We start from the raw sequence: 7,176 nt of genomic DNA on the forward strand, positions 1-7,176 counted from the left end.
CGTTCCAGGCCCCGCCGCGAAGAACGCGGTACGAGCCCGACGACGGGCCCTTCGGATCGCGGGAGGGACTTGAGGAATAGTACTTCTCGCCGTACCAATCCGCGGTCCACTCCCAGGCGTTGCCCAGCATGTCGTACAGTCCGTAGGCGTTGGCCTGCTTCTGTCCCACAGGATGTGTTTTAAAGTCTGAGTTGTCGAAATACCAGCCTACGGAATCAACGCTGCCATAGCGTACTCCGGTCGTACCACCCCGCGCCGCGCACTCCCACTCCGCCTCGGTGGGCAGGCGCTTGCCCACCCGTTCGCAATAGGTCTTGGCATCGTTCCAGGATACTTTTTCCACCGGGCAGTTGGAGCAGCCAGAGAATTTGCTCGGGTTGTTGCCCATTGCTCGTTGGTAATCGGCCTGCGTTACCTCGTACACGTCCATATAGAACGTGCTGACGGTAACCTGGTGCCTTGGCTTCTCATCGCCATCGCACTCGCTGTCGCCGGGCGAACAGCCCATCTGGAACGTGCCACCCGGGATCAGGACCATGACCGCAGGAGGCGATGCCTGGCCCAGCGTCTTGTCAGAGCAGGACAAGATAAACACGACCGAGCACACCAGGAAAAGAATGACCACTGCCGAATGCAGCCGACGAACCCTCATGGGCAACCTCCCTTTAATGCGCATTGCAATCTTGAATAAATACTACCTTGCCGATCATAAGTAAAACGGCAATCGAGGAAGTCGGGGCGACGCGGGCGGCAGCCAAACAGCGTCGCGTTTTGAATGGGATTGTAATATTTACGTGTTGAGTTTCAGTCTCATTCCGTATCGAAGTGATGCGCACACATAGTGCGCCCCGCGTTGTTCAGCGGTCGGTGGTATCCCAGTCAAATGGGATTTTATCGGTGTGCGCGGGCAGCCGGAACTCGTCGGGCTGATTGTGATCGTAGGCCATGGTCGGCACGTTGATTACAATCGCCTCTTTTTCGCCCAGGCCCTTGAACCCGTGGTACACGCCCTTGGGAATGCGCAGCAGGATCATGTTGTGCTCGCCCATCACCACCTGCTGGGTCTCGCCGTTGGTCGGCGAGTCCTCGCGCGTATCAAAGAGCCCCACGCGGATCATGCCGTGTACGCAGCAGAAGTGGTCGTCTTGCAGCTTGTGATAGTGCCAGGCCTTGACCACGCCGGGGTAGACCGTGGTGAAGTAGATTTGGCCGAATTGCTCGAACAGCTCGTCGTCGTTGCGCAGTATCTCGGCCAGCCGTCCGCGGTCGTCGGGATTAACTTTAATCGGTTTGATTGCCACGCCGTGGATCATTTTATCTCCTAGAGGATTCCCACCAGGCTGCTGTCGCCGAGCATAAAGCGGTAGGCCTTGGGCTTGAGGTTGAGTTTCTGCACCTTGACGTTCTGGCCGATCAGCGAGTCGGTGATCTGCACGTCGATGTCCAGCACCTGGCTGCACTCGAGCACGATCGAATGTTCGATCTCGCAGTTGCGAACCACCGTGTCGTAGTAGATCGCGGTGAACGGACCGATAAAACTATTCTCGATCACCGCGTTGCGGCCGATGATCGCCGGGCCGCGGATCGTCGAGTTGACGACCTTGGCCCCGGGCTCGATCACCACCTTGAACTCCACCGAGCTTTGCGCACAGACCTCGCCCTCGATGCGGGTCTTAAACGTGTCGAGCACCATGCGGTTGGCTTCGAGCATGTCCTCGAGCTTGCCGGTGTCCTTCCACCAGCCGGTGACCTCGTGGCTGATTACCTCGTAGCCCTGGTCGACCAACCATTGGATGGCGTCGGTGATCTCAAGTTCGCCGCGCGCGCTGGGCTTGATGGCCCGCGCCGCCTTAAACACGGTCTTGTCGAACATGTACACGCCCACCAGCGCCAGGTCCGATTGCGGATCGGCGGGCTTCTCATCGAGACGCACCACGCGGCCGTGGTCGAGCTGGGCCACGCCGAACTGGCTGGGGTTGGGCACCTTGTGCAGCAGGATCTGCGAGTTGGGCTGCTTAGCCTTGAAATCGGCCACCAGCTCGGAGATGCCGCCCATGATTAAGTTGTCGCCCAAATACATCACGAAGGTGCTCTCGCCGATGTACTCCTCGGCCGTGAGCACCGCGTGGGCCAATCCCAACGGCTGGTCCTGACGGATGTAGGTCACTTTGCAGCCGAACTTGGAGCCGTCGCCCACCGCGGCGCGAATCTCGTTCTCGGTGTCGCCGACGATGATCCCGATGTCGTCGATCCCGGCCCCAACGATTGCCTCGATGCCGTAAAACAGCACCGGCTTGTTGGCCACGGGCACCAGCTGCTTGGCGCTGGTGTGGGTGATCGGCCGCAGCCGCGTCCCCTTACCGCCGGAGAGGATTAGCCCCTTCATCTGCACTCCTCAATTAATTCGGGTTACGAACGCGTTGCGCCCCTCGGCCTGGGCGATCGCCTCGCGCATCTTCTCCGCGCCGTCCTGGTCCTCGAACTGGCCCACGCGCACACGATAATAGATCCCCTTGCCCGAGATCTCGGCGCGCACCACGTAGGCCGGCCAGCCGTGATTTTTAAGCTTGAGCACGTCGGCGTCGGCTTGGCCGCGCTCCTGAAAACTGGCCACCTGCACGGTCCAATTGCCCGCATGCATCGGCGGGGAGTACGGGGTCGGCGCGGCCTCGGGCGTGGGCGCGGGCGTGGCCGCAACCTCGGGCGTTGCCGCGTCCGCGGGAGTTATCTCGGGCGTGGGCTCGACCGTAGGCGGCGGCTCAGTCCCGCCCGGACCGTCGAAGGTGTAGCGGATGCCGCCGACCTCGTCGGTTACGTTGCTCGGATCAAGCTCGGTGCTCGAAATGATTTTGGGCGTTTGTGCGGCCTCTGGCGTAGGTGTGGGCTCGGGCGTGGCCGCGGGCTCGATCTGCTCCCAGGGCGTGGGGGTAATCGCGGCCACGCCGCGGGTGGTCAGCTCGGGCCGCGGGGTGGGCACGCGCCGCACCTGTTCGAGGCGCGAGCCGACCTTAACTCCCAGATAGAACACGATCGCCAGCAGCACCAGGGAGCTGAGAAAGATCGCCGCGATCTGGCGGTTGTCCAGCTTGATTTCGACCTTGTCGCGGATCTTGCGCAGGTCACGCATGGTTTCCCCCCTGGCGGCAGCAGGCGTTGGTGTTGATGCTCACATCCTCTCAGGGGCTGAGACACCGATCAAGGCCAAGGCGTTCGCCGTGACCTGTTTGACCAGTTTGCACATCAACAGCCGCGCCGCGGTCAGCTCCGGATCGTCCGAGATGATCCGGTGTCCGGCGTACCACGGATGGAACTGTCCGGCCAGGCTTTGCAGCCAGGCGGTGATGCGGTGCGGCTCAAGCTCGCGCGCGGCCGAGGCCACTGCGTCGGGCAGGCTGAGGATCGTTTTTATCAGCTGCCGCTCGTCCGCGGTCTGCAACAGCCGCGGATCAACGTCCGCAACGCTCGGGATCGTCAGCCCGGCCTCGACGGCCTTGGCGAACACCGAGCAGATCCGCGCGTGCATGTACTGGATGTAGTACACCGGGTTGTCCAGGGTCTTCTTGACCGCCAGGTCGAGGTCGAAATCGAGGTGCGCGTCGTGACGGCGCGAGAGGATGATCGTGCGCGCCGCGTCCACGCCGACCTCGCTCACCACGTCGGCCAGGGTCTCGAACTCCCCGGAGCGCTTGCTCATTTTAACTTCCTGCCCCTCGCGCATCAGCCGCACCATCTGGATCAGCATTACCTGGAAGTCGTCCGGATCGTGCCCCAACGCGGCGCAGGCCGAGCGCATGCGCGGTACGTAGCCGTGATGGTCCGCGCCCCAGACGTCGATCAGCCGGTCGAAGCCGCGCTCGAACTTGTCGCGGTGATAGGCGATGTCCGAGGCGAAGTAGGTGCGGCTGCCGTCGGACTTGGTCACCACCCGGTCTTTATCGTCGCCCCAGCGGGTCGAGGCGAACCACTTGGCGCCGTCCTGGTCGAACATGTGCCCGTGCTGCTCCAGATCGCCAAGGGCCCGGTCGACCTCTCCGGCCTCAACCATTGTGCGTTCGGAACTCCAGACGTCGATCGGCACGCGGAACTGCTCCAGGTCGTCCTTGATCCGCTGCAACAGCCGGTCCGCGGCCCAACGCGCCACAGCGTCGAGCTCGTCGTCGGTCGGCGGAAAGCTCTCGCGCTGTTCGCGCAGCTGCTTGGCCAGTTCGATGACGTACTCGCCGTGGTACATATCCTGGTCCAGCTCAATCTGCTCTCCGGCGAGCTCGCGGCAGCGCGCGAGCATCGTGCGCCCCAGGTTGCGAATCTGGACGCCGGTGTCGTTGACGTAGTACTCACGCACCACATCGTAACCCGCGGCCTCGAGCACCCGCGCCGCAGCGTCGCCCACTGCCGCGTTGCGGCCGTGCCCCACATGCAGCGGGCCGGTGGGGTTGGCGCTGACGAACTCGATGTTGACCTTGAGCCCCTTGCCCAGGTCGATGCGTCCGAAACCCGCGCCCGCGGCCTCCAGGGCCGTGAGCTGCTCGGCCAGGGCGTCGCGGGCCGTGAACAGGTTGATGAACCCCGCGCCCGCAACCTCGGCGCGCCGCAGCAGCGCGTTGTCCGGCAGATGATCGATGATCGATTGCGCCACATCGCGCGGCGCGCGCCGGGCCTGCTTGGCGAGCTTGAACGCCACGTTGCAGCTCAGGTCGCCGAACCCGGCCTCCTTGGGCACGCTGATCTCCCACTGCGGCGTATCGCCTGGGGGCAGCGATTCATCTTGTTGCGCGGCGGCGATCGCAGCGTTGATCAGCTTGACGACCTCAGTCTTCATCATCGCCCCAGGCGGGCAGGCCGCGATGGCGCGGATCGTCGGGCTTGGGCTCGCCGGTCTGCTCGGGTTCGGCGATTGTCACGTCGCGGCTGTAGTCCGGGCAGCGCAGCTTGTTCTTTTCGACGTTGAAGCGCTTGGCGCAGGTGCCGCGCCAGGCGCAAAGGGCGCAGATGGTTCTTGCATCGAGGGTCATTCGGGGGGCTCCTGATCCTGGTTATCGCAGATCGCGGCGTACTGGTCGGGGCGGCGGTCGCGCAGCAGCGGGAACTCGCGCCGGATCAGCACCAGCGCCTCGCGGTGCAGCTCGCCGAGCATCAGCCCCTCGGCCTCACCCGCCTCCTGCCCCGCCAGATCGCCGTAGGGGTCGACCAGAAAGCTGCGACCGTAGAAGTGTTGCTCGGGCGCGCCGCCCACGCGGTTGACCCGCAGCACGTACACGCCGTTGAACAGCGCGTTGGCCGAGATCGCACGCAGCCACAGATCGTGGCTCTCGCCGCAGTTGGCCGTGGGCGCCACGATCAGCTCCGCTCCGGCCAGGGCCAATGCGCGGCAGCCCTCGGGAAACAGGTTGTCCCACGCGACCTGGACCCCGACCCGCAGTCCGGCCAGCTGGGCCAGCACAAAGCCGTTGTCCCCGGCGCTGAAGTAGTGCCGCTCCTCCCAGCGCGGAAGCTGGGGCACGTGCAGCTTGCGATACACGCCGCGAACCTCGCCGTGCTCATCGATCAACGCGGTGGAGTTGTAGCAGCGCTCGCCGTCGCGCTCGAAAAACGGAAAGACCACGGCCACGCCGCGCTGCTGCGCGGCCTCGCGGATCGCGCTGATGGCCGGGCCGTCCAGCGGCTGGGCCAGCTCGAATCCGCGCTCATCGATCTGCGCCGGAAACCACGGCAGATGCGCCAGCTCGGGAAAGCAGGCCAGGTTCACGCCCTGGTCCGCGGCCACGTTGATCAGCTCGACGCAGCGTTCGATGTTGGCCTGCGGATCGGGCCCCGGCCCGACCTGGATCGCGGCCACTGTCTTGGATTTGGATGCGTTTTCGTTGATCATCTACTGCAAAGTCCGGGTGATAAATTCCACGAGCCGCGCGAACAGCTCGGGACGGTTTTGTAACAGGCGCGTGCCGTGCCCGCCAGCGGGGTAAAGCAGCAGCTCCGCGTCCACCTGCGCCGACTCCTTGAGTCGCTGCACCGTGCGCGCCGAATACTCGTCGTCCTGCGCCGCGGCCAACAACAAACGGCAATCGCGCAACTCGGTCACGGCCCCCTGGGTGGTCAGGCCGCGATAATCAAGCCCCGGCGAGAGCAGCGCCAGGCCCCGCACCCCGCCGTGTTGCGCAGTGTAAACCAGCGCGGCGTTGGCCCCGATGCTGGCCCCGACGATCATTACGGCGTTGCCCTGGATCATCGGATGCTCGGTCATGAAGCTGCGTGCGGCGCGCACGTCCAGCAGCATGCCCGCGAAATCATCATTCGTGAACCGGCGATAATCCAGCTCGGCCGGATGCTCGCCGATGCGTTGCGTGGACTCGCCGTGGCCGCGCAGATCGATGGCCAAACAGGCGATGCCGCGCGCTCCCAGCTCGCGGGCCAGGGCCTGAAAATCGCTGCGGGAGCGGCCCATCATGTGCAGCAACAGTGCGCCGGGCTGCGCCTGCTCGCCTGATTGATACAGCGTGCCCACCAGCACCACCTGGTCCGAGGTGACGATTTTGACGGTCGAGCCCACGGGCCCATCGCCCTGCGCCGCAAGCGGCGCAGCAATCACCAGCAGCGCGCACAGCGCTGTAATCAGCAGAATGGACCGTTTCATCGCGTCTCCTCAGAGCGGATCGTATCCTATAACGCGTCCTATGGAGCGTCAATTGGCAGCTTCAAGCCGCAGCATGGCACGCGGCAGCTTGGAGCTGCGGCATGGCACGCGAGCGGACCAGGGTCGTCGCTCCACGACCCTCCCCGCGCCCGGCTTTGAGCCGGGGGCAAGGCTCGCGTAGTTCGCTGGTCCTAATGCCACGACCCACCCCGCGGCGGAGGTGGAGTGGGTAATAATGTTGGATAACATTATTTGGTAGGCGCGAGCAGCGCATTGTCTTGAGATTTACCACCTGACCAAGCACGACAGCCCGCTCAGCGCGTTCTCATCGGAAGGTGGACTGATAAGCGCAGTTTGCGGTGCCATGTGCCACGCCACGATCTATGACCGATAATCGTGCGGAACATTTTGTCTCGATGAACAACACTTCTTTGAGACCGCGCTGAGCGAGCTGTCGCACCCGGCTTCGAGCCGCCTATGAAAGAGGGCAGTCAAGTATCGTTGCTGGTTTTCCTCCGGCGAGGATGATTTCAGCTCCCTCCATC

General features: G+C 63.9%; 8 protein-coding genes. All 8 read right to left on the reverse strand.

The genetic code is table 11. The features are described 5' to 3' along the window. Positions 1-652: formylglycine-generating enzyme family protein (locus P9M14_03635; protein MDP8254818.1), on the reverse strand; the 652-nt coding region annotated here is incomplete at its 3' end. A 205-nt stretch (positions 653-857) separates the two neighbouring features. Then, a complete protein-coding gene (locus P9M14_03640; protein MDP8254819.1) occupies positions 858-1,313 on the reverse strand; it encodes a dTDP-4-dehydrorhamnose 3,5-epimerase family protein in 456 nt (151 codons plus the stop codon). Between the two features lie 8 nt (positions 1,314-1,321). Next, on the reverse strand, positions 1,322-2,386 hold the full coding sequence (locus P9M14_03645) for a glucose-1-phosphate thymidylyltransferase (GenBank protein MDP8254820.1): 1,065 nt from the start codon (positions 2,384-2,386) through the stop codon (positions 1,322-1,324). 9 nt (positions 2,387-2,395) lie between these two features. After that, positions 2,396-3,127, reverse strand: a complete 732-nt coding sequence (locus P9M14_03650; GenBank protein MDP8254821.1) for an SPOR domain-containing protein — start codon at positions 3,125-3,127, stop codon at positions 2,396-2,398. Between the two features lie 39 nt (positions 3,128-3,166). After that, positions 3,167-4,819, reverse strand: coding sequence for an arginine--tRNA ligase (gene argS, locus P9M14_03655; protein MDP8254822.1), 1,653 nt, complete (start codon positions 4,817-4,819; stop codon positions 3,167-3,169). Beyond that, a complete protein-coding gene (locus tag P9M14_03660; protein MDP8254823.1) occupies positions 4,809-5,012 on the reverse strand; it encodes a hypothetical protein in 204 nt (67 codons plus the stop codon). Before P9M14_03660 ends, argS begins: the two co-directional genes overlap by 11 nt. Continuing rightward, positions 5,009-5,869: a nitrilase-related carbon-nitrogen hydrolase gene (locus P9M14_03665; GenBank protein MDP8254824.1), complete on the reverse strand. Its 861-nt coding sequence runs from the start codon at positions 5,867-5,869 to the stop codon at positions 5,009-5,011. The genes P9M14_03660 and P9M14_03665 overlap by 4 nt, the downstream gene beginning before the upstream one ends. After that, positions 5,870-6,631, reverse strand: coding sequence for an alpha/beta fold hydrolase (locus P9M14_03670; protein ID MDP8254825.1), 762 nt, complete (start codon positions 6,629-6,631; stop codon positions 5,870-5,872). Positions 6,632-7,176 lie beyond the last annotated feature (545 nt).

The organism is Candidatus Alcyoniella australis (genome assembly GCA_030765605.1).
Taxonomy (GTDB): Bacteria; Lernaellota; Lernaellaia; order JAVCCG01; family Alcyoniellaceae; genus Alcyoniella; species Alcyoniella australis.